Raw genomic sequence first — 18,575 nt, forward strand, 5'->3', positions numbered from 1 at the left:
CGGCAGCGGCTCAGGCAACTGACAGCAAAGCCAAAACGCGAAAAGGCGGCCAAAAGGCCGCCTTTTTTGCCGGGGGATCCGGCCGGATCAGAACAGGAAACTGCCGTGAGTGTCCGGCAGATCTTCCTTGGCCGGGGTTTCCAGGTAGTTCCGCACCGTTGGATCGATCCGCGGGCTGCGCACCGGGTGGACGCCGCAGGCGGCGATCGCCTCGCGCGCCGAGACCCGCTCGTCCAGCCGTTTCCAGATCGTCCGCGCCGCATAGGGGCGGGGAAAGGGCCGCCAGGCTACACCCATGGTCATGCCGCGCAGGTATTTCAGCTGCTGGCGGTGGGCGGAAAAAAGGATGGTCTGCGCCACGCTGCCCTCATGGGCAAGCTCATGCTCGGTGATGAACAGCCGGTTTCCGCGCAGTGTCACCAGCCCTTGATAGCGCGAGATCTGCCGGATGCTCTGCTCCGGGTCATTGGCGATTTCCAGGTTGCGGGACAGGATCAGCCCGTCCTTTTCGATGAACCGGGTCAGCGCGCAGAAGATCCCCTCGCCCCAGGAGGGGGTGTGGAAATAGGCGTGGTAGAAGCCGAGGTAGCGTTTCAGATTGCGCTGCTGGCCGCGGAAGGGGGCGAGGAATTGCTCGCCCGGGCCATGCTGGGCTGGGCCAGCCGCTTCGGCCAGGCGGGTTTCGAACTCTGCATTGTCGTCAAACAGCTGCGATTCCGGAATCGCGAAGTAGCGCGAGATCCTGCGCAAGTTGTGCGCGGAGGGCAGGCTGCTGCCATTGAGGTAGCGGTTGAATTGCTGGCGGTTGAGTCCGATCTCGCGGCAGATCTGCGCAATGCTGCCATGCTCGGCGCAGAGCGAGCGCAGGTTTTCTGAAAAATTACCGGACAAGGGTCAAAATCCTTCGCGTTTTGACGCGGGTACGGGTCACTACGCGTCAGTTCGCGCATGTTTGCACAGTTTTGAATCCGGCGAAACCGGCGTTTCTGGGAGCAAGCTGCAGGAGTTCGGCGAACCGCAGGCCGGGAGGATTTGAGGGTGCGGGCGCCAATGGGAGCGGCGGAAGGGGAGGCCCCGTTTTGCGGGTTTTCCGGATCTGATCCAAGGGAGGAAACAATGAGGATCGAATGGACCAAGGCGCCGGTGGGGCGGCGCAAATTCCTGAAAGGCGCCACCGCGCTGGGGGCGGCCGCCGTCCTGCCGTTGGGCCTGGGCAGCCGCGCCATGGCGGCCGGGGATGGGACCTTGCGGGTGCGCTCCTATGGAGATCTGCAAAGCATCGACCCGGCCTATTCCAAAGGGGTGATCGACGAGGAGATCCATGCCGCGATCTACAACAAGCTGATCCAGTACAAGCCGGGCCGCGAATGGGACTGGCAGATGGACGCTGCCGCGATGATCGAGCAGGCCGATGACACCCACATCAAGTTTGCGCTGCGCGATGACATCGGGTTTACGGGCGGCTTTGGCGCGATGACTGCCGAAGACGTGAAATACAGTTTTGAACGGATCGTGGCAGAGCAGACCGAGAGCCCGAACAAACCCGACATGGGGCCGCTGAGCCACGTCGAGGTGACCGGCGAGCGCGAAGGCACCATCGTGCTGAAAGAACCCTTTGCGCCGCTGTGGAGCATCGCGCTGCCCTATATCACCGGCAACATCGTGTCGAAAAAGGCCTGGGAAGCCGCGGGCGGCAAGGCAACCACCGATCCGCTGGCGGAATCCGGGCCTTACCTGCGCGACAGCTGGTCGCCCAAGGAAAAGACCGTGCTCAAGCGCAACCCGGACTGGAAGGGCGAGGCGCCGGCATGGGACACCATCGAGATCCTGCCGATTGACGACGAAAACACCGCCGAGATAGCATTCGAGGCTGGCGAGCTGGACTTTACCCGTGTGTCGCTGGGCTCGGTGGAGCGCTACCGTGCGGGAGTCCCGAACGGCGGCACGCTGCTTGAGTACCCGTCGCTTTACTATGCCTGGCTGGGCATGAACCTGGATCACCCCAAGCTGCAGAACAAGAAGCTGCGTCAGGCAATCCAGCACGCCATCGACGTGCCCTCGGTCCTGGAAGCGGCTTATTTCGGCGCCGTGGAGCCCTCCACCGGCATCATCGCGCCGGGCCTCGCGGGCAACCGTCCGCAGTCGCTGGTGCCGCCGCAGGCGGACTTCGGGAAGGCGGCTGCGCTGCTGGCGGAATCGGGAGAGACCAACGTCACCCTGAAACTCGACACGCTGAACAAGACCACCTTCACCACGGCCGCCCAAGTGATCCAGGCTACCTTGGCGCAGATCGGGATTACAGTTGAAGTTAACGTGCTGGAATCCGGGGCCTTCTGGGCCAGTGCGGATAACGAGGACCTGCAGCTGGTGCTGAACCGTTACTCGATGACTCCGGACCCGTATTACGCGACCTCCTGGTTCACCACCGAGCAAGTCGGCCACTGGAACTGGGAACGTTTCAGCAATGAGGAGTTCGACCAGATCCATGCCTCTGCCTATCAGCTGACCGATCAGGCAAAGCGGGCCGAGATGTACCAGCGCGCGCAGGACCTGATGGAGGAAAGCGGCGCCTACCGCTTCCTGACCCATGAGGCGACGCCGGTGATCCATTCGGCGGGCGTGGTGCCGGCGCTGCGGCCCGACGGGCTGGCGCTGCTGCGCTACTTCGGCAAGGCCTGACACTCCCCTCAGGCCCGGTCCTCCCCCCGGGCCTGACCTGGCACGGCTGCAGTTTGCGGCGCGGCCGTGCCGTTTTCATCCGCACAGCGAAGATAAGGGAGCCATGCGGCCATGTTACTTTATGCAACCCGGCGGTTCGGGCTGGCATTGCTGATCCTGATCGTGGCGGTCACCGCCATGTTCCTGATGATCCGCGCCGTGCCCGGCGATCCGGTCCAGATCATGCTGGGTCCGCGTGCCACGCCAGAGCTGCAGGCGCGGCTGACGGCGGAACTGGCACTGGACCAGCCCATCTGGAAACAGCTTCTCATTTTCTACGGCAACCTGTTGCAGGGGGACTTGGGGATAGACGTGTTCTCGGGCCGCTCGGTGACTGAGATCGTGTTTCAGCAGTTGCCGCATACCCTGTGGCTGATCCTGGGCTCGATCACCTGGTCCGCGACGCTGGGTATCGCTCTGGGGGCCTATGCCGCCGCGCACCCCAACACGCTGATTGACCGCATCACCGCTGCGATTTCCGTAAGCTTCGTGGCCGCGCCTGCCTTTGTGGTCGCGCTGCTGTCGCTGCTGATCTTTGCAGTGCATTTGCAATGGTTCCCGGCCATCGGCGCCGGCGAGGGTTTCTGGGGCCGTCTTAACCACCTGGTGCTGCCTGCATTCGCCATCGGTCTCAGCTGGGTGGGGTATATTGCCCGGCTGGTGCGCGCCTCGATGCTGGAGGTGATGGGCGAGAGCCACATCCGCACCGCCCGTGCCTTTGGCATCAGCGAGCGCCGGGTGGTGATGGTCTATGCGCTGCGCATCGCCATTTTGCCGGTGGTCACAGTGATCGGCGTCGGTATGGGCTTTCTACTGTCTTCCGCTGTCTTTGCCGAAATCGTCTTTGCCCGCCCCGGCCTGGGCAAGCTGGTGATCGACAGCATCACCACCCGCAACTACCCGATCGTGATGGGATCGGTGCTGATCTCAACCGGCCTGTTCGTGGTCTCCACCGCGCTGGCCGACCTGATCAACGCCTGGCTCGACCCCCGCGCCCGCACGGCGACCTGAGGAGGCTGCAATGTCTGACGTACAATCCGGAACACAGCCGGCATCCCCGCCCGGCCGCTCTGCCAAACCCCGGTCTGAGCTGGGCCAGATCCTCCACGGCGTCGCCCGCGACCCGCTGGGGCTGATGGGGCTGATCATCGTCGGCACCATCGTGTTCTGCGCCATCTTCGCCTATTGGATCGTGCCCTTCGATCCCGTTGGCATGAACATCAAGGACCGCCTGCAGGGACCGTCATGGACCCATCTTCTGGGCACCGACCAGCTGGGCCGCGATACGTTTTCCCGCGTGATTGCGGGCGGCCAGGTGGCGCTGCAGGTCGCGTTGCCGGCTGTCTTCGGCGCCATGGCCATCGGTTTGACGCTGGGCATGATCGCGGGCTACGGGCCGAAGTGGCTCGACAACCTGCTAATGCTGCTCTTTGACACCATCCGTTCCTTCCCGACCGTGATGTTCGCGCTGGCCGTGGTCGCGCTGGTGGGGCCAAGCCTGCAGACCGTGGTGTTTGTGGTCATGGCCACCTCGATTCCTACCTATGGCCGGGTGGCGCGGACCCAGACGCTGACCTTGCGCAATTCAGAGTTCATTCTGGCCGAACGCTCCATGGGCGCCAGCATGACCCGCATTCTGGGCGTGCACATGCTGCCCAATATCGTTGGCGTGCTGGCCGTGCTGGCAGCGATGGACATCCCCACCGTGATCGCGCTGGAGGCCGGGCTGTCCTTCCTGGGCCTCGGGGTGAAGCCACCGACGCCCAGCTGGGGCGCACTGCTGAAAGACGGCTACTCGCTGATCCGCCAGACCCCCTGGCTGGTGGTGGGCGGCGGGCTGCCGATCATCCTGGCAACCCTTGGCTTCACCTTCCTGGGCGAAAGCCTGCGTGACGTGGTTGACCCGAAACTGAGGAAACAGCGATGACCGATACGCTTCTGGAAATCGACCGCCTCAGCGTCGATTACGAGACCGCCCGCGGCGACCTGAAAGCCTTGCGAGACATCAGCTTTGATGTGCGCAAAGGCGAGATTGTCGGTATCGTCGGCGAAAGCGGCTGCGGCAAGTCCACCCTGATTTCCTCGATCCTGCGGCTGACAGCGCCCAACACGCGCTTCCGCCAGGGCGAGGTGCGGTTCAAGGGGCAGGACCTGCTGCAGCTGCCTGAACGCAAGATGCGTGATCTGCGCGGCGCCGATATCTCCATCGTGTTTCAGGACCCGATGCAGACACATAACCCAGTCTTGTCCATCGGCCAGCAGATGCTGGATATTCAGCACCGCTCGAAAGCATCCAAGGCTGAGAAACGGGCCCGCGCGGCACAGATGCTCGGCGCTGTTGGCATTCCGGACCCCGAGGCGCGGCTGGACCAGTTCCCTCATGAGTTTTCCGGCGGCATGCGGCAGCGGATTGCCATCGCCATGGCGCTGATGTCGGAACCGGACCTTCTGATTGCGGATGAGCCAACCACGGCGCTGGATGCTACGCTGGAGGTGCAGATCATCGAGCGCCTGCAGGAGCTGCAGCAGGAATTCAACTGCGCCATCCTGTTCATTTCGCACCATCTGGGAGTGATCGCAGAGCTCTGCGACCGGGTGGTGGTGATGTATGCGGGCGCCGTCGTCGAAAGCGGTGACGTGCGCGAGATCTTCCACGACCCCAAACACCCCTACACCCGCCGCCTGATCGACTGCGACCCGGGCCACATCAAGGAGCGCGCCCGCGTCCTGCCAACGATCCCCGGCGAGGTGCCGGATCTAGCCAACCTGCCCGGCGGCTGCATCTTTCGCGACCGCTGCGACCAGGCAATGCCGCGCTGCGCGTCGCATGTGCCGCCGCTAACACGGCTGAAAGATGGCCGCCAAGCCGCCTGCTGGCTGAACCACAAGGAGGCCGCAGAATGAGCCTGCTGAATGTGAAAGACCTGAGGACCAGCTACGGGCCGGTCAACGTGCTGGCCGGTGTCAGCTTCACCGTGGAGCCGGGCGAGACCTATGCGCTGGTGGGCGAAAGCGGCTCTGGCAAGACCACGGTGATCCGCGCGATTGCCGGGCTGGCGCCTGCCCAGGAAGGTTCGGTAAAATTCGAGGGCCGGGAAATCCGCGGCGCCTCGGAACGCGAGCTGCGTCCCCTGCGCAAGGACATTGCGATGATGTTCCAGGACCCGGTCGGCTCGCTGTCGCCGCGGCTCACGATCCGCAGCCTGATCACCGAACCTTACCGCATCCAGGGCATGAAGGACCGCGATCTGGACGCCGAGGCCAAGCGCCTGCTGGAGATGGTGAACCTGCCTGCGCATTTTGCAGACCGCTACCCGTACCAGCTGTCAGGCGGGCAAGCGCGGCGGGTGGGCGTCGCTCGCGCTCTGGCGCTGGAGCCAAAGCTGATCCTGGCGGATGAGCCGACGGCTGGCCTCGATGTGTCTGTGCAGGGGGAGCTGCTGAACCTGATGAACGACCTGCGCGAACGGCTGGGGCTGGCGATGGTGATCATCACCCACAACCTCAACGTCGTGCGCCACGTCGCAGACCGGATGGGTATCATGTACCTGGGCCGCCTGGTCGAGGAGGGCGCGACGGAGGCCATCTTCAAGGAGCCGCGGCATCCCTATACCCGGTGCCTGCTGTCCGCGAACCCGGAGCCCGACCCCGATGCCCGGCTGGAGCGCATCGCCCTGAAAGGCGAGCCGCCCAGCCTGCTGCGCCGCCCCAAGGGCTGCGAGTTCCGCGAGCGCTGTCCCTTCGCGCAGGAGGTCTGCAGTCAAACCCCGCTATGGGAGGTCGAAAACGGCCGCGGGTTGCGCTGCCTGGCACCCTTGGGCTGAGGCCCTCCGCTCAAAACCCCACAACATCTGAAAGACCATGACCAGCACATTGTATTTCAACGGCGCTGTCCTGACGATGGACGCGGCCAATTCCTGCGCCCAGGCGGTGCTGACCGAAGGCGGGACCATCCGCGCCGTTGGCGCCGAGGCGGACCTGCGCACGCAGATGCCTGCGGGCGCACGGGAGGTGGATTTGCAGGGCCAGACCCTTATCCCCGCCTTCATCGACCCGCACGGGCATTTCCCCGATCCCGGCTTCATCCGGCTGTTCCGGGTCAACCTGGCCTCCGCCCCCAGCGGCGACTGCCCCGACATCCCAACCGCGCTGGACCGGCTGCGGGCCAAGGCGGCGGAGACGCCCGCCGGGGAATGGGTGATGGGGGTGCTGTTCGACAATACCGCCATTGCCGAGGGCAGGATGCCCACCCGTGCCGAGCTGGACAGCGTTTCCACCGAGCACCCGATCTGGGTGATCCATGCCTCGGGCCACAACGGTGCGGCGAACTCACTGGGGCTGGAGCGCCATGGCGTGAACCGCGACACGCCGGATCCCTTGGGCGGGCGCTTTGGCCGCGATCCGGAGACCGGTGCGCTGACCGGGTTGATAGAGGGCCTGTCGGCAATGAGAGAGATGGGGAACACCGATTTTCTGATCGACCGCGAACGGTTCTGGGCCGGGTTCAAAAGCTGCAGGGACGAATACCTGGCGCATGGTGTCACCTACGCTCAAAACGCCTGGGCCACACGGGATATGCTGGAGCATTTTGCCTCTCTGCCCGCGGAGCAGGACCCGGGCTATGACCTGATGCTGCTGCCCATCGGCGAGCTGGAACCGGCGCTGTCCAGCGGACCCGATGCGCTGGATTGGCCCGGCAACCCGCATTTCACTCTTGGCCCGCGCAAGCTGTTCACCGACGGAGCCTTTCAGTTGCAGACCGCCTTGCTCAGCGCACCCTACTACAAACCCGTGGACCCGGCGCACCCTTGCGGGATGCCTTATGCGGATACCGCCGAACACCGGGCGGAAGTGAAGAAGCTGCATGACCTGGGCTATCAGATTCATTGCCATTGCAACGGCGATGCCGGCGCGCAGATGTTCATCGACGCGGTGGCGGCGGCGCTGGAGGCCAACCCGCGCGCCGATCACCGCCATACGATCATCCACGGCCAAGCCTTGCGCGATGACCAGCTGCAGCAGATGGCAGCGCTGGGGATGACCGTCAGTTTCTTTCCGGCGCATGTGCATTTCTGGGGCGACCGCCATTACGACACCTTCCTGGGGCCGGAACGGGCCGAGCGGATCTCCCCCTGCGCCTCTGCTGAGCGCTATGGCGTGCGCTACACCATCCACAACGACGCCTCGGTGACGCCGACCCGGCCCATCCACCTGGCCCATTGCGCAGTGAACCGGCTGACCGCCAGCGGGCGGCGGCTGGGAGAGGACCAGCGGGTCAGCGCGCTGGCGGCCCTCAGGGCGCAAACCATCGACGCCGCCTGGCAGGTGTTTCAGGAGGATACCCGAGGCTCCATCGAACCCGGCAAGCTGGCGGACTTTGCGGTGCTGAACCGCAACCCGCTGGAAAACCCGGATGCCATCGAAACCACCAAGGTGACTCAAACCATTCGCCGCGGGCGGACCGTTTGGGCGCAGGAGCATACGTGATGCAGGCCAAACCGCGGATCGCCATTGCGGGCTTTCAGCATGAAACCAACTGCTTTGGCACCACCAAGGCCGGGCTGGCGGAGTTCGAGATGGCCGATTCCTGGCCCGCCATGCTGCACGGGGTTGAGGTGGTCCGCGAGACCCGCGGCATGAACCTGCCCATCGCCGGGTTTGCCAAGGCGGCGGAGGATGCCGGGATGGAACTGGTGCCCGTCCTGTGGTGCGCGGCAGAACCCTCGGCACATGTGACGGACGAGGCGTTTGACACCATCTGCGGCAAGATCCTGGACGGGCTGCGATCGGCTGGGCCGCTGGACGGCATCTACCTCGACCTGCATGGTGCCATGGTGACCGAAACCTTTGCCGACGGTGAGGGCGAGATCCTGCGCCGGGTGCGGGCGGAGGCGGGTCCCGGCCTGACAATCGTGGTCAGCCTGGATCTGCACGCCAATATCTCGGCGGCGTCGGTGGAGCTGGCGGATTACATCGCGGTTTTCCGGACCTATCCGCATCTGGACATGGGCGGCACCGGCGCGCGTTGCCTGCCGGTGCTGCGGCGGCTGCTGGCGGGCGAAAAGCTGCATAAGGCCTTCCGGCAGATGGACTATCTGATTCCGCTGCACGCCCAGTACACCGGCGCGGCGCCGGGCGCGGAGCTCTATGCCGCGCTGCCGCCGCTGGAGGGAACCGGCGTACTGGCTGACATTGCGCTTGGCTTCACCGCAGCGGATTTTCCGGACACGCGGCCCTCTTGCGTAACCTATGGCACCACGGCTGAGGCGGCGGGGCGGGCGGCAGACCAGATCGCAACCCTATTCGCCGCACTGGAGGCGCAGTCGGACCACCCGATGCTGTCCCCGCAACAGGCGGCGGCGATTGCCTGCCAGCCACGGGCGGGCAAGCCTTTGGTGCTGGCGGACGTTCAGGACAATCCGGGCGCTGGCGGCACCTCCGACACCACCGGATTGCTGGCGGCATTGGCTGCGGCCGGGGCGCAAGGTGTCTTGATGGGGCTGTTCCATGACCCCCAGGCCGCAGCAGCCGCGCACGAGGCAGGGGAGGGCGGTATTTTCCGCGCAGCCCTTGGCGGACGTTCAGGTGTGGCAGGCGACCAGCCGTTTGACGCTGAATTTCAAGTGGTTGCACTTGGCGACGGCACCTGCCGGTATACCGGCGGGATGTATGGCGGCGGTGTTGCGACGCTGGGTCCCACGGCCGCGCTGCGGCTGCATGGGACGGAGGCGGATATCACCCTGGTTGTGACCAGCATTCGCAACCAATGCCTGGACCTCGCGCATTTCACCCACATCGGGCTGCAGATTGAGGCCTACAGCACCATCTGCGTGAAAAGCACCGCCCATTTCCGCGCCGATTTCGAGCCCATTGCCAGCGCCGTTCACGCGGTTGCTGCCCCCGGCGTGTTTCCCTGTGATCTGAAACAGGTGCCTTACAAGAACCTGCATCCCGCCGTCAGGACCGTTCCGGCCAAGAGCTGATACACATATAGCAAGCGGCCAAGGGGCGGCCGCTTGCGGACAGGGTCAGCCGTCCTCGCCGTTCTGGTAGGGCACCACCAGCGTCGGGATCTGCGAACGGCGCAGGACGCGCTTGGCCACGGTGCCCAGGAAAGTGTGGGAAAACCCGTGGTCATGGGCGCCCAGCACGATTAAGTCGCAGCCCAGCTCGACTGAGCGGCGCAGGATCACCTCCGCCGGGTGGCCGTCGGTCACCTCCACCGAGGTGACCTGATCGCGGATCCTGGCGTCATCGCCTTCGAAAGCCGCCCAGAACCGGGCCTGGCGCTCAGCCAGCACCTGCTTGACCATCTCGTGCCGCCGCTTGGCCGCAGTCTTGCGGGTCTCGTCGTTCAGCACGAACATCTCGAATGTGATGCGCGCATCCTCGGAGATCGGCTCATTCACATGCAGCACGTGAATTTCCGCACCCGTCGCCTGCGCCAGACTGGCCGCATGGCGCAGCGCCAGGGTGGAGTTGTGCGACAGGTCGGTGGCAAACAGGATGCTGGTGATCATCGGTTTCATATTTGATCCTTTCCCATCAGTAGCCAAACAGCCGCGGCAGCCACAGCGAGATTTCCGGGAAGAAGGCGATGATGAAGATCGCGATCGTGTTCACCGCCGCAAAGGGCAGCGCGCGCAGCGAGATCTGTTCGATCGAGATGTTCGAGATGCCCGAGGCGATGAACAGGTTCTCCCCCAAGGGTGGCGTCTGGAAACCGATGCCCAGGGTGCAGACCATCACCACCCCGAAGTGGATCGGGTCGATACCCACGGAATAGGCCACAGGCAGCATCACCGGAACCAGGATCAGGATTGTTGCAAGCGTCTCCATGAACATGCCGACAAACAGCAGGAAGAAGATGATCAGCGCCCAGATCACATAGAGATTCTGAGTGAAGCTCAGCATCGACTCCGCAATCAGCGCCGGGATCTGGTTTTCCACCAGCAAGCGGCCAAACACGGTGGCGGTGAACAGGATCAAGAGGACGCGGCCCGTCAGCCAGGTCGTGGCCTCCAGCGATTGGAACAGCGACGACCAGGTCAGTTCACGGTAGATGAACACACCGATGACAAGAGTATAGAAGATTGCAACGATTGCGGCCTCTGTCGGGGTGAAGAAGCCGGTGTAGATGCCGCCCAGGATCACCAGCGGCGCCATCAGCGACCAGAACCCGCGGTACATCTCGCACATTACATTGCGAACAGACCAGCCGTCGGCCGAGCCCTTGTAGCCGCGTTTCTTGGACATCAGGAAGTTCATGATCAGCAGGCTGGTGGCGATCAGGAAGGCCGGGACAAAACCCGCGATGAACAGTTTCGAGATCGAGACCGACTGGAAGGTTCCGTATTTTTCCACCGCTTCCGGCGGCGGCGCCATGCCAAGGGCGGCGATCCCGAAGATCACCATAGGAATCGACGGCGGGATAATGATGCCAAGGCCGCCCGAGGAGGCCGTAACGGCAGAGGCATAGCCCTTTTCATAGCCGCGGTTGATCATCGCCGGGATCATCAGCATGCCGACGGCAGCTGTTGTGGCCGGACCGGAGCCGGAAATGGCGCCGAAAAACAGGCAGGCCATCACCGTGGCGGCGGAAATGCCGCCGGTGAAAGGCCCGGCGAGGCTTTCGGCCACGTTGATCAGCCGCTTCGAGATGCCCGCGGCCTCCATCAGCGCGCCGGCCAGAATGAAGGCAGGCAGCGCCATCAGCGGGAAGGAGCCGACAGAGGTAAAGGCGATCTGCACAAATTTGATCGGGTTTTCGTCCAGGTAGAGGAACGACAGCAGCGACGACACCCCCAGCGCAACGGTGATCGGCGCGCCGAGGAGCAGAAGCAGCAGGAATGATCCAAACAGGATCGTGACGATTTCGGTTTCCATTATCCTATCCCTCCCTTGATCACGCGCGGCTTTCCGCGCCAGCGGCGGCCTTGATCTCGTCAAGGTCGATCTGGTCGGGATCGGCGATGTCCTCGCCGCGGATCAGTTTGCGGTAGTTCACCTGCAGGATGCGGATGGTCATCAGCGCGAAGGCGATGGGCAGCACCATGTAGATGTATTTCATCTCGATGCCCAAGGTCTGCGACTTCCAGAACTTGTTCATCTTGTTGAAGACGAAATCGGTGGCCAGCCACAGGAAATAGCAGTTGAAGAACAGCCAGAGCAGGTCGGCAAAGGCCTCAATATATTTGATCCAGCCCGCGGGCAGGAACTTGAACTGGAAGGTGACCCGGTTGTGCGCGCCCTTCAGCGCCGCGTATGAGGCGCCAAAGTAGACAAACCAGACGAACATGTAGACCGAGAGCTCCTCGATCCAGGAAAACGAGTGCCCGAACACCTCGCGCGAGACGATCTGCACAAACAGCAGAATGACAAAGCCGGACAGCAATAGGCGGCAGATATAGCTTTCTATATTGTCCAGGAACTTCCAGAACATGATGGTCTCCTCCCCTGTGCGGAGCAGCGCGGCAGGCGCTGCCCCGTTGTTCTCTTGGAATTGCCGGAGGCTTACTGGACCGGGTCGCGGCCGATGGCGGTCAGCACCGCGTTCAGCTTTTCGACACCGCCGATGGAGTCGTAGAACTGCGGCCAGACGGCGCCGGTGGCCAGTTCGATGAACTCGGCTTCATCGTTTTCGGGGTCAACGATTTCCATGCCCTTGGAGATCAGCTCTTCCTTGATCGCGGCTTCGGAGTCGCGCAGGAACTGGGCCGATTTCAGGGTGGCTTCCTGGCCCGCTTCCAGGATGGTCTGCTGGTCTTCCTCGCTCAGCCCCTGGAACACAGCCTCGGACACGATCAGCGGCTCGATCGAGAAGATGTAGCGCAGGTTGGTGACGTGGTCCTGCACCTCATAGAACTTCATCGCGTTAATGGTCATGTAGGGGTTGTCCTGACCGTCAACCACCTTGGTCTGCAGGCCGGTAAAGGTCTCGGACCAGGCCATCGGGGTCGGGTTGATGCCCCAGGACTTGTAGGTCTCGATCATGATCTCGTTCTTGGGAACGCGGATCACCAGGTCCTGCAGGTCAGCCACCGAGGTGACCGGTTTCTTGGAGTTGGTCAGGCGGCGGAAGCCGGTATAGGTCCAGGCGATGATGCGCACACCGGCATCGCGCAGGGTGTTTTCAGTCAGCTCCTGGCCGATGGGGCCCTGAGTCAGGGTTTCAGCATCTTCCAGCGACAGGATCACATAGGGCAGGGTGAACACGCCCACGGTCGGGGAGAACGGGGTGACGTTGTTGATCGCCAGCAGCGACATGTCCAGGGTGCCGATGGCCGCCTCGTTGACAGTGTCCTGTTCCGAACCCAGCTGACCATTCAGGAACAGGGTCGCTGTGTGCTTGCCGCCGGATTTTTCCTCCAGTGCCTCAACAAAGAACTTTCCGGTGGCTTCCTGCGGGCTGCCCGCGCTGTCGCCAACGGCGATCTTGAAGTTCTTGGCGGACACCGCACCGGCGGTCAGCATCGCGGCGGCAGAAACGGCTGCGGTCAGCGTGCAGACCTTCTTGAGAAATGACATAACTTCCTCCCGTATTGTCATCTTGGGTCCCAAGGCGCGCGCTGGCCGCCCTCCACAGCGTCATTGCCAGTCCGATCCGTCCTTGGTCTGCGGGAAGCTACATTGCGTTTCATGTTTCTAGAATGTAAACTTTTGAAAGCAAAGTTTCACATATATCGAACCTAGGAATGAACCGGAAATCGCACGTCAAACATATTGCCGATGCTGACCTGAAACTGCTGCGGGTGTTCAAGGCGGTGGCGGAAAGCGGCGGGCTGGCGGCGGCCGAAACCGAGCTGAACATCGGTAAATCGACGATTTCGAAATACATCGCCGACCTGGAATTGCGGCTGGACCTGAAGCTGTGCAACCGCGGCCCGGCGGGGTTTTCGCTGACCGACGATGGCATCAAGGTGCTGAAATCCGCCGAAGGTCTGCTGACCTCGGTCGCGGATTTCCGTGCCGAGGTGAATGAAATCAAGCAGCAGCTGGCCGGCACCATCCGGATTGCGCTGTTCGACCAATGCGCCTCCAACCCTGAGGCCTTTGTGCCCGGCGGCATCCGAGATTTCAACAAGGCCGCCCCCTCGGTGGAGATCGAACTGTCGCTAGAGCCGCCCAACGTGATCGAGACCAAAGTGATCGGCGGCCAGCTCGACATCGGCATTCTGGCGCTGCACCGTCCCTCGCCGAGCCTCGACTACATGCCGCTATATGGGGAGAACATGTTTCTGTACTGCGGCAAGGGGCATCCGTTCTTTGATTGCGACCACACCAGCCTGGGGCTGACCGATGTGCAAGCGGTGAATTACGCAGGCATCCGGGTGAACTCGCCGAACCTGCACGTGGGCCAGAAGCTGGGCTTCCGCCGCGCCGCCAAGGTTCAGAACGAACAGGCGCTGGCGATCCTGATCATGTCGGGCAGCTATCTGGGCTTCCTGCCGGATCACCTGGCGGCGGGCTTTGTCCGCAACAGGCTGATGAAGAAAGTGCTGCCGGAGGAGATCTTTTACCGCAGCCAGTTCGCCGCGGTCACCCGCAAGCGACCGGCCGTGAACCGTATCACCAAGCTGTTCCTCGACACTTTGGTGGCCGCCCATTCCGGGCAGTCGGCAGAGGCTTAGGACGGCTTACACCCCGTGCAGTTCAACCCAAAACGGGCGGTGGCGATCTTGGGCAGCAAGTGGCGGCGCGCCCCCAGGAACCGGTATTTCGACAGTAGCATCACCCCGAACCGGCGCCCCGGTTTCCAACGCGGCCATCCTTACCGGTGCTGAATGCATTCATGCCGAAAGCCGGGGCACAGCTCCAGTGATAGTCCGGCTGTGTCTCCACCGTCAGCGCAGGCTGGCGGGCTATGCCGCGGTCTGCCGGTGCAGCAAGCGGCTCCAGCCGATGACTTTCAGGCAGGTGAAGCCGGTCAGCCGCCGTTTGTTCGGGCGTGTGGTCTTGTCGTGGAACTCGTCAGCGTCTTGATCACGTGGAGCGCCAGCTCGCGTAGCATCAGTCACGGCTCATCCAGGGCGAAACCAGCCACCGACTTCGGCCATCGATTTCTGTGGTCCGGATTTCTTTCTACTCTTCACTCCGAGACGGTTTAGAAGCGCCAGAGATCCTCCTGTTCGAAAACCCTCAAAACAGTCCCAAAGGCGCTGATCCGGGACATTCAACGGCCTCCAGTTCGGCGTTCCTCTCATATTTGCATAGGTGATGTTCCACGGTGCATGCCACGGCGGGTCAAACCGCACAGGTATTTCTGCCGCCTAAAAAGAGGGCACATCTTGTTACGGCCTGCCAATATCTAGGCATACCTGCCCGTAGCTGGCGCGGATCCCTGCCGGAAACTGGAAAACCCTCGAAGCGACCGGCCCAATTAATCCGGAAACTTCCTGGGAGCCGAACATTACTGCGCCGTCCGTCATAACCAAAAGCCCAGCCTTGCCCCGCGCGATTGCCAGGGCAGAAGTTTCCGTGCATGTGCGGGACGGGTGTTCGAGGCTGAAAACGCTGCATCAATCCGGAGCGCTAAAGCTGCTGTTCCCGCAGGGCCGCCCGGGTGTCGAGGCGGTTGCAGTCAATACAGCTGGCGGCATCACCGGCGGGGACGATTTCCGGCTTGCCGCCACCGCCCTTGCGGATACCGGCTTGACGGTTACCACCCAGGCGGCGGAACGCATCTACCGGGCGCTGCCGGGTCAGACGGCCAGGGTGGAAACCCGGCTCTGCGCCAAGGCCGGCACCAGGCTGAACTGGCTGCCGCAGGAAACCATTCTGTTCAACGGCTGCGCCCTGCACCGCCGTCTGATTGCGGAGCTGGAACCCGGTGCGCAGTTTCTGCTGGTTGAGCCGTTTGTTTTCGGCCGCGCTGCAATGGGCGAAACGCTGACGCATGCGGCGGTCTGCGACCGGATCGAAATCCGGCGCGGCGGCGGCCCCATCTACCTCGACGCCACGGCCCTTTCCGGAGATGCCGCCGCAATGCTGCAGCGGCGCGCAGTTGCAGGCGGCGCCGGTGCCATGGCCTCTGTTGTGCTGGTGGCGCCGGAGGCCGAAGTGCAGCTTGATCCGCTGCGCCGGATGCTGCCGGAGACCGGAGGCGCCTCCTTGCTCGGGCCGGATCTTCTGGTGCTCCACCTGCTTGCCCGGGACGGCTTTGCCCTGCGCCAATGCCTTGTTCCGGTACTGGAGCGGCTGCTGCCCGCGGGGCTGCCGCGCACATGGATGCTTTGAAGAAGGAGGAGCGGATGAACCTGACCCCGCGCGAAAAGGACAAGCTGCTGATCGCAATGGCCGCCGAAGTCGCCCGCAAGCGGCTGGCCCGCGGCGTCAAGCTGAACCACCCGGAAGCGATTGCGCTGATTTCCGACGCGGTGGCCGAGGGCGCCCGCGACGGCCGCACGGTGGCAGAGATGATGGAGGCCGGCGCCCAAGTGGTCCGCCGCGATCAATGCATGGAAGGGGTGCCCGAAATGATCCGCGAAGTGCAGGTCGAGGCCACATTTCCGGATGGTACCAAGCTGGTGACCGTTCACCAGCCTATCCGCTGAACCCCCGCCCGGTCCCTTCCGCCCCGGACCGCCCCAAGACAGGAGAAAGCACGATGCAGCTACTACCCGTTACCGTCGCAGTTACCACCCTTGCGGCGGGTCCCGCCCTCGCTCACGGCGGAGCACACGTTCATCCGCACGGAGCCGGCCTTTGGCTTGGCTTTGCAGTGCTTGCGGCGCTTGCCGCAGGCGCAGTTCTGGCCTGGAGGCGGAAGTGATCCCGGGCGAGCTGTTCCCGGCCGAAGGCACATTGACGCTGAATGCGGGCGCCGAAGCCACCACTCTGATGGTCGCCAATACCGGCGACCGGCCGGTCCAGGTGGGCAGCCATTACCATTTTGCCGAGGCCAATCCGGCGCTGGATTTTGACCGGGAAGCGGCCCGCGGCCGGAGGCTCGACATTGCTGCAGGCACCGCCGTGCGGTTCGAGCCGGGGCAGCGGCGCGAGGTGCAGCTGATCCCAATCCTCGGCAGGCGCCGGGTGTTCGGGTTCAACCAGAAAGTCATGGGAGCACTCTGACATGCCTGTACAGATCCCGCGCAGCGACTATGCGGCCATGTACGGCCCCACCACCGGCGACCGGCTGCGGCTGGCGGACACCGATCTGATCATCGAGGTGGAGCGCGACCTCACCACCTATGGCGAGGAAGTGAAGTTCGGCGGCGGCAAGGTGATCCGCGACGGCATGGGGCAGGCGCAGGCAACCCACGCCGAAGGGGCCGTGGATACCGTCATCACCAACGCGCTGATCCTGGACTGGACCGGCATCTACAAAGCCGACGTGGGCCTTAAGGACGGGCGCATTGCCACCATCGGCAAGGCGGGCAACCCGGACACCCAGCCGGGTGTTGGTATCATCGCCGGCCCCGGCACTGAGGTGATCGCGGGTGAGGGGCGCATCCTGACGGCTGGCGGCTTTGACAGCCACATCCATTACATCTGCCCGCAGCAGATCGATGACGCGCTGCACTCCGGCGTCACCACCATGCTTGGCGGCGGCACCGGCCCGGCGCATGGCACGCTGGCAACGACCTGCACGCCCGGCCCCTGGCACATCGGCCGCATGCTGCAGGCCGCCGATGCCTTCCCGATGAACCTCGCCTTTGCGGGCAAGGGGAATGCCTCGCTGCCGGCGGCACTGGAGGAGCAGATCAACGCCGGCGCCTGCGCGCTGAAGCTGCACGAGGACTGGGGCACCACGCCCGCCGCCATCGACTGCTGCCTCGGCGTTGCCGATGCGATGGATGTGCAGGTGATGATCCACACCGACACGCTCAATGAATCCGGCTTTGTCGAACACACCGTGACAGCCATGAAGGGCCGCACCATCCACGCCTTCCACACCGAAGGCGCTGGCGGCGGCCATGCCCCGGACATCATCAGGATCTGCGGCGAAGAGCATGTGCTGCCGTCCTCCACCAACCCCACGCGCCCCTTTACCGTCAACACCATCGAGGAACACCTCGACATGCTGATGGTCTGCCACCATCTGGACAAGTCGATCCCCGAGGACGTCGCCTTTGCCGAAAGCCGCATCCGGCGCGAGACGATCGCGGCGGAGGATATCCTGCATGACATGGGCGCGTTCTCGATCATCGCCTCGGACAGCCAGGCCATGGGCCGGGTCGGCGAGGTGATCATCCGTACCTGGCAGACCGCAGACAAAATGAAGAAACAACGCGGGCGCCTGGCGGAGGAGAGCGGCGGGAACGACAACTTCCGCGTCCGCCGGTACGTGGCGAAATACACCATCAACCCGGCCATCGCGCATGGGATCAGTCATGAGCTTGGTTCCATCGAAGTGGGCAAGCGCGCCGATCTGGTGCTGTGGAACCCGGCATTTTTCGGCGTGAAGCCGGAAATGGTGCTGATGGGCGGCACCATCGTCTGCGCTCAGATGGGGGATCCCAATGCCTCGATCCCGACGCCGCAGCCGGTCTATTCCCGGCCGATGTGGGGCGCCTTTGGCCGCTCGGTCGAACATACCGCTGTCACCTTCGTGTCGGAGGCGGCACAAGCTGCGGGCATCCGCGGAAGCCTCGGCCTGGCCAAGCAGACCGTGGCGGTGAATAACACCCGCGGCATCGGCAAATCCGCACTCAAGCTCAATACCGCGACCCCGCGGATGGAGGTCCACCCGGAAACCTATGAGGTGCGGGCGGACGGCGAACTGCTGACCTGCCAGCCCGCGGCGGAGCTGCCGATGGCCCAGCGGTATTTTCTCTACTGAAATTGTGCACCGGGAGGAAAAAATGAACAAAACCAATGCACCGCGGCACGTTCTCTGCCAAGCCGGAGATAGA

At 63.6% G+C, this 18,575-nt stretch carries 18 protein-coding genes; 12 read left to right on the plus strand and 6 right to left on the minus strand.

All coding sequences use genetic code 11. From position 1 onward, the window contains the following. Positions 1 to 87 precede the first annotated feature (87 nt). The gene (locus ACFMBG_RS21300; protein ID WP_421056684.1) at positions 88 to 891 is read right to left on the minus strand and encodes a helix-turn-helix transcriptional regulator; all 804 of its coding nucleotides are present in this window, start codon (positions 889 to 891) and stop codon (positions 88 to 90) included. 225 nt (positions 892 to 1,116) lie between these two features. On the opposite strand from ACFMBG_RS21300, the gene ACFMBG_RS21305 reads away from it, so the two are divergent. From ACFMBG_RS21305 to ACFMBG_RS21335, 7 genes are all read left to right on the plus strand, one after another. Next, the gene (locus tag ACFMBG_RS21305) at positions 1,117 to 2,679 is read left to right on the plus strand and encodes an ABC transporter substrate-binding protein (protein WP_421056685.1); all 1,563 of its coding nucleotides are present in this window, start codon (positions 1,117 to 1,119) and stop codon (positions 2,677 to 2,679) included. Between the two features lie 111 nt (positions 2,680 to 2,790). Continuing rightward, a complete protein-coding gene (locus ACFMBG_RS21310; protein ID WP_421056686.1) occupies positions 2,791 to 3,729 on the plus strand; it encodes an ABC transporter permease in 939 nt (312 codons plus the stop codon). Between the two features lie 10 nt (positions 3,730 to 3,739). Then, on the plus strand, positions 3,740 to 4,645 hold the full coding sequence (locus ACFMBG_RS21315) for an ABC transporter permease (protein ID WP_421056687.1): 906 nt from the start codon (positions 3,740 to 3,742) through the stop codon (positions 4,643 to 4,645). Next, positions 4,642 to 5,622, plus strand: a complete 981-nt coding sequence (locus ACFMBG_RS21320) for an ABC transporter ATP-binding protein (protein WP_421056688.1) — start codon at positions 4,642 to 4,644, stop codon at positions 5,620 to 5,622. The genes ACFMBG_RS21315 and ACFMBG_RS21320 overlap by 4 nt, the downstream gene beginning before the upstream one ends. Next, entirely contained in the window at positions 5,619 to 6,542 is a 924-nt protein-coding gene (locus ACFMBG_RS21325) for an oligopeptide/dipeptide ABC transporter ATP-binding protein (RefSeq protein WP_421056689.1), read from the plus strand. The genes ACFMBG_RS21320 and ACFMBG_RS21325 overlap by 4 nt, the downstream gene beginning before the upstream one ends. Before the next feature lie 37 nt (positions 6,543 to 6,579). Beyond that, positions 6,580 to 8,205: an amidohydrolase gene (locus ACFMBG_RS21330; RefSeq protein ID WP_421056690.1), complete on the plus strand. Its 1,626-nt coding sequence runs from the start codon at positions 6,580 to 6,582 to the stop codon at positions 8,203 to 8,205. After that, a complete protein-coding gene (locus tag ACFMBG_RS21335; RefSeq protein ID WP_421056691.1) occupies positions 8,205 to 9,701 on the plus strand; it encodes a M81 family metallopeptidase in 1,497 nt (498 codons plus the stop codon). Before ACFMBG_RS21330 ends, ACFMBG_RS21335 begins: the two co-directional genes overlap by 1 nt. A gap of 45 nt (positions 9,702 to 9,746) precedes the next feature. Here the strand turns inward: ACFMBG_RS21335 and ACFMBG_RS21340 are convergent, their stop codons facing one another. The 4 genes from ACFMBG_RS21340 to ACFMBG_RS21355 all read right to left on the minus strand — a co-directional run bounded on the left by ACFMBG_RS21340 (position 9,747) and on the right by ACFMBG_RS21355 (position 13,245). Then, the gene (locus tag ACFMBG_RS21340; protein WP_421056692.1) at positions 9,747 to 10,247 is read right to left on the minus strand and encodes a universal stress protein; all 501 of its coding nucleotides are present in this window, start codon (positions 10,245 to 10,247) and stop codon (positions 9,747 to 9,749) included. 16 nt (positions 10,248 to 10,263) lie between these two features. Next, positions 10,264 to 11,604, minus strand: coding sequence for a TRAP transporter large permease (locus ACFMBG_RS21345; RefSeq protein ID WP_421056693.1), 1,341 nt, complete (start codon positions 11,602 to 11,604; stop codon positions 10,264 to 10,266). A gap of 19 nt (positions 11,605 to 11,623) precedes the next feature. Further along, positions 11,624 to 12,160 (minus strand): TRAP transporter small permease, encoded by a 537-nt coding sequence (locus ACFMBG_RS21350; RefSeq protein ID WP_421056694.1) that lies wholly within the window; start codon positions 12,158 to 12,160, stop codon positions 11,624 to 11,626. Between the two features lie 71 nt (positions 12,161 to 12,231). Next, complete coding sequence (locus tag ACFMBG_RS21355; RefSeq protein ID WP_421056695.1) at positions 12,232 to 13,245, minus strand: TRAP transporter substrate-binding protein; 1,014 nt, start codon at positions 13,243 to 13,245, stop codon at positions 12,232 to 12,234. A 167-nt stretch (positions 13,246 to 13,412) separates the two neighbouring features. On the opposite strand from ACFMBG_RS21355, the gene ACFMBG_RS21360 reads away from it, so the two are divergent. Further along, positions 13,413 to 14,348: a LysR family transcriptional regulator gene (locus ACFMBG_RS21360; RefSeq protein WP_421056696.1), complete on the plus strand. Its 936-nt coding sequence runs from the start codon at positions 13,413 to 13,415 to the stop codon at positions 14,346 to 14,348. Between the two features lie 231 nt (positions 14,349 to 14,579). Here ACFMBG_RS21360 and ACFMBG_RS21365 read toward each other — a convergent pair whose 3' ends face one another. Then, on the minus strand, positions 14,580 to 14,735 hold the full coding sequence (locus ACFMBG_RS21365; RefSeq protein WP_421056697.1) for a hypothetical protein: 156 nt from the start codon (positions 14,733 to 14,735) through the stop codon (positions 14,580 to 14,582). A 466-nt stretch (positions 14,736 to 15,201) separates the two neighbouring features. Here ACFMBG_RS21365 and ACFMBG_RS21370 point away from each other — a divergent pair, with 466 nt between their 5' ends. The 4 genes from ACFMBG_RS21370 (at position 15,202) to ureC (ending at position 18,502) form a co-directional block, all read left to right on the plus strand. After that, a complete protein-coding gene (locus ACFMBG_RS21370) occupies positions 15,202 to 15,954 on the plus strand; it encodes an urease accessory protein UreD (protein ID WP_421056698.1) in 753 nt (250 codons plus the stop codon). 14 nt (positions 15,955 to 15,968) lie between these two features. Further along, on the plus strand, positions 15,969 to 16,271 hold the full coding sequence (locus ACFMBG_RS21375; protein WP_366663208.1) for an urease subunit gamma: 303 nt from the start codon (positions 15,969 to 15,971) through the stop codon (positions 16,269 to 16,271). A 214-nt stretch (positions 16,272 to 16,485) separates the two neighbouring features. Continuing rightward, positions 16,486 to 16,791, plus strand: coding sequence for an urease subunit beta (locus ACFMBG_RS21380; protein WP_421056699.1), 306 nt, complete (start codon positions 16,486 to 16,488; stop codon positions 16,789 to 16,791). A 1-nt stretch (position 16,792) separates the two neighbouring features. After that, positions 16,793 to 18,502, plus strand: coding sequence for an urease subunit alpha (gene ureC, locus ACFMBG_RS21385; RefSeq protein WP_421056700.1), 1,710 nt, complete (start codon positions 16,793 to 16,795; stop codon positions 18,500 to 18,502). Positions 18,503 to 18,575 lie beyond the last annotated feature (73 nt).

The organism is Leisingera coralii (assembly GCF_049056525.1).
GTDB classification, from domain to species: Bacteria; Pseudomonadota; Alphaproteobacteria; order Rhodobacterales; family Rhodobacteraceae; genus Leisingera; species Leisingera coralii.

Excerpts from the sequence above, each read along its gene's own strand:
- ACFMBG_RS21335 (WP_421056691.1), top strand. The coding sequence starts at position 8,205 with ATGCAGGCCAAACCGCGGATCGCCATTGCGGGCTTTCAGCATGAAACC.
- ureC (WP_421056700.1), top strand. The coding sequence starts at position 16,793 with ATGCCTGTACAGATCCCGCGCAGCGACTATGCGGCCATGTACGGCCCC.
- ACFMBG_RS21315 (WP_421056687.1), top strand. The coding sequence starts at position 3,740 with ATGTCTGACGTACAATCCGGAACACAGCCGGCATCCCCGCCCGGCCGC.
- ACFMBG_RS21310 (WP_421056686.1), top strand. The coding sequence starts at position 2,791 with ATGTTACTTTATGCAACCCGGCGGTTCGGGCTGGCATTGCTGATCCTG.
- ACFMBG_RS21325 (WP_421056689.1), top strand. The coding sequence starts at position 5,619 with ATGAGCCTGCTGAATGTGAAAGACCTGAGGACCAGCTACGGGCCGGTC.
- ACFMBG_RS21305 (WP_421056685.1), top strand. The coding sequence starts at position 1,117 with ATGAGGATCGAATGGACCAAGGCGCCGGTGGGGCGGCGCAAATTCCTG.
- ACFMBG_RS21350 (WP_421056694.1), bottom strand. The coding sequence starts at position 12,160 with ATGTTCTGGAAGTTCCTGGACAATATAGAAAGCTATATCTGCCGCCTA.
- ACFMBG_RS21355 (WP_421056695.1), bottom strand. The coding sequence starts at position 13,245 with ATGTCATTTCTCAAGAAGGTCTGCACGCTGACCGCAGCCGTTTCTGCC.
- ACFMBG_RS21360 (WP_421056696.1), top strand. The coding sequence starts at position 13,413 with ATGAACCGGAAATCGCACGTCAAACATATTGCCGATGCTGACCTGAAA.
- ACFMBG_RS21340 (WP_421056692.1), bottom strand. The coding sequence starts at position 10,247 with ATGAAACCGATGATCACCAGCATCCTGTTTGCCACCGACCTGTCGCAC.
- ACFMBG_RS21375 (WP_366663208.1), top strand. The coding sequence starts at position 15,969 with ATGAACCTGACCCCGCGCGAAAAGGACAAGCTGCTGATCGCAATGGCC.
- ACFMBG_RS21320 (WP_421056688.1), top strand. The coding sequence starts at position 4,642 with ATGACCGATACGCTTCTGGAAATCGACCGCCTCAGCGTCGATTACGAG.
- ACFMBG_RS21330 (WP_421056690.1), top strand. The coding sequence starts at position 6,580 with ATGACCAGCACATTGTATTTCAACGGCGCTGTCCTGACGATGGACGCG.
- ACFMBG_RS21345 (WP_421056693.1), bottom strand. The coding sequence starts at position 11,604 with ATGGAAACCGAAATCGTCACGATCCTGTTTGGATCATTCCTGCTGCTT.